Here is a 2,947-nt window from a genome sequence, read left to right on the forward strand (position 1 = left end):
AGTTCGGGGTGCGGAGCATTTCCGCTTCCGACTTCTGCACGAGGTCGCCGATATAGACGATGTTGTCGTTCTTCAGGCAGTTCGCCGAACGCACCGACAGTTCGAGCTCGTCGACCTTCTTGAGGAAGGCCGGGTTGAACGCGAGATCGGGAATGATCTCCTGCGCCACTTCCTTGCGCGGCTCTTCGAAGTTCACGAATACGTTGAGCTGGTCCTGCAGGATGCGCGCGGCATAGGCCACGGCGTCCTCCGGCGTGATCGCGCCGTTGGTCTCGATCGTCATGGTCAGCTTGTCGTAATCGAGGATCTGGCCCTCGCGGGTGTTCTCGACCTTGTAGGAGACCTTGCGGACCGGCGAGAACAGGCTGTCGACCGGGATCAGGCCGATCGGCGCGTCCTCGGGCCGGTTGCGCTCGGCGGCGACATAGCCCTTGCCGGTGGCGACGGTGAACTCCATGCGGATTTCCGCGCCTTCGTCGAGCGTGCATATCTGCAGGTCGGGATTGAGCACCACGACGTCGCCGACGGTCTGGATGTCGCCGGCGGTGACGACGCCCGGACCCTGCTTCTTGACGACCATGCGCTTGGGGCCTTCGCCCTGCATCTTGATCGAGATATCCTTGATGTTGAGCACGATGTCGGTGACATCCTCGCGGACGCCCGCGATCGAGGAGAACTCGTGCAGCACGCCGTCGATATGCACCGACTGCACCGCCGCGCCCTGCAGCGACGACAACAGGATGCGGCGCAGCGCGTTGCCGAGCGTCTGGCCGAAGCCGCGCTCGAGCGGCTCGGCGACCACGGTCGCGAACCGGTTCGCATCGGTGCCCGGCGTTATCTGCAGCTTGTTCGGTCGAATCAGTTCTTGCCAATTTTTCTGGATCGTCACTGTGTCACCCATTAGGCCAGTCGATTTGGGCCAATCGATTTGCCCCTCAAATCACCGGCGTTGGAGTTCGCGGATCAGTCCGCGGTAAAATTCCAAGAACGATCGCCGGCGGCTCGAGCCGCCCGCGAGCAGAAATCATACCCGCCGGCGCTTGCGCGGACGGCAGCCATTGTGCGGGATCGTGGTCACGTCGCGGATCGAGGTGACGGTGAAGCCCGCCGCCTGCAGCGCGCGCAGCGCCGATTCACGGCCCGAGCCGGGGCCTGCCACCTCAACCTCCAGCGTGCGCATGCCGTGTTCCTGCGCCTTCTTGGAAACGTCTTCGGCCGCGACCTGCGCGGCATAGGGGGTCGACTTGCGCGAACCCTTGAAGCCCATGGTGCCGGCCGACGACCAAGCAATGGTGTTGCCCTGCGCGTCGGTGATGGTGATAGTGGTATTGTTGAACGACGAATTCACATGCGCGATGCCGGAGGCGATGTTCTTGCGTTCGCGGCGGCGTATGCGGGTAGCTTCCTTGCCCATTCCAGAACCTTTCCTGTGATCTCAAACACCGCCGTAATGCCAGCGGCTACACCGAAAAAGGCGAGTGGCGAATGGCGAGTAGCGAATAGAAACCATTCGCCACTCCCTATTCGCTATTCGCCCGCTTACTTCTTCTTGCCAGCGATCGACTTGGCCGGGCCCTTGCGCGTGCGCGCATTGGTGTGGGTGCGCTGACCGCGCACCGGCAGGCCGCGGCGATGACGCAGGCCGCGATAGCAGCCAAGGTCCATCAGCCGCTTGATGTTGATGCCGGTATCGCGGCGAAGATCGCCCTCGACCATATAGTCGCGGTCGATGACTTCGCGGATTTGCAGCACCTCCTGATCGCTCAACTGGCTGACGCGGCGATCGGTCGGGATCTTGACCTTCTCCATAATTTCGGCCGCGTTTCTCTGGCCGATACCATGGATGTACTGAAGCGCGATCAGAACGCGCTTGTTGGTTGGAATATTCACGCCGGCAATACGGGCCACGGACATCTCTCCTGTCGCCGATCCCACGCGGATCGGACTTTAAGTTCTTGCTGTTCTCGCAGGTGTCCGCAAACGCGAACACGACGCCCGTCCCCTCAGCTTGTCTTGGGGGCCGGCATCGTCATAAAACTATCCAATCTGGATGCGAGGCTTATTAAAGGATTCAACCCGGTTTCGTCAACCGCCTCTATTGTTTAGCTCGCTTTTTCGTGACCTTTTTCGTCACTTTCTTGACCGTCCCGGCCTCTCGGGCTTTGGCCGGCCTGTTAGCCGCCCTGGATGCCGGTTTCGCGGCCATCCGGGCCGCCGTGGCGCCCTTTTTGGTCTTCCTGGGCATCTTTTTGCTCGCCGACCTGGATGCTGTCCCGGCACCCGTGGCGGCCCGCTTGGCCGGCGCCGACTTCCTGGCCGCCTTGGGCTTCGCGGCGCCGATCGCGGCCAGGATTCGGTTGATTTCCCTTGTGACGTGCTCGATGGTCATCATGCCGTCGACCGTCAAGAGCTTCCTTCGCTCCGAATAATAATGAATCAGCGGCTCGGTCAGCGAGCGGTAGCTTGCCAGCCGCCTGGTCAGCACCTCAGGCGTGTCATCGACGCGCACTTCCTCGCCCCGCGCCCGCATCTCCGCGGCCCGGGTTTCGACGCGCTCCAGGAGCGCGCTTTCGTTGACGCGAAGCTCGATCACGGCATCGAGCTTGAGGTGCTTCTTCTTCAGGAGTTCATCGAGTGCCGCCGCCTGCGGCACCGTGCGCGGAAAGCCGTCGAGGATAAAACCCTTCGCCGCGTCCGGCTGGTCGATGCGATCGGATATGATCCCGATCACGATCTCGTCGGGCACCAGGCCGCCGGCAGCCATGATGTCCTTGGCCCGCAGCCCGACCGGGGTTTGCGCCGCCACCGCGGCGCGCAGCAGTTCGCCGGTGGAGAGTTGAACGATGCCGTAGCGCTGAACCAGCCGCTGGGCCTGGGTCCCCTTGCCCGAGCCCGGCGGCCCCAACAGGATCAATCTCATGATGTTTCGCCCCCCGGCCTGGGGGGG

Annotated in this window: 4 protein-coding genes; all 4 read right to left on the reverse strand. The window is 62.8% G+C overall.

All coding sequences use genetic code 11. The annotated features are described in order from the left end of the window. Positions 1-901 (reverse strand): DNA-directed RNA polymerase subunit alpha (locus WCE35_RS08210; protein ID WP_424592850.1); only part of this gene is annotated, 901 nt, incomplete at its 3' end. A 123-nt stretch (positions 902-1,024) separates the two neighbouring features. Continuing rightward, positions 1,025-1,414, reverse strand: coding sequence for a 30S ribosomal protein S11 (gene rpsK, locus WCE35_RS08215; RefSeq protein ID WP_192733848.1), 390 nt, complete (start codon positions 1,412-1,414; stop codon positions 1,025-1,027). A 125-nt stretch (positions 1,415-1,539) separates the two neighbouring features. Beyond that, on the reverse strand, positions 1,540-1,908 hold the full coding sequence (gene rpsM / locus WCE35_RS08220) for a 30S ribosomal protein S13 (RefSeq protein ID WP_424592851.1): 369 nt from the start codon (positions 1,906-1,908) through the stop codon (positions 1,540-1,542). 187 nt (positions 1,909-2,095) lie between these two features. After that, positions 2,096-2,920 (reverse strand): adenylate kinase, encoded by an 825-nt coding sequence (locus WCE35_RS08225; protein WP_424592852.1) that lies wholly within the window; start codon positions 2,918-2,920, stop codon positions 2,096-2,098. Positions 2,921-2,947: the final 27 nt, after the last annotated feature.

It is taken from the genome of Bradyrhizobium sp. (assembly GCF_049691595.1).
Classification (GTDB): Bacteria; Pseudomonadota; Alphaproteobacteria; order Rhizobiales; family Xanthobacteraceae; genus Bradyrhizobium.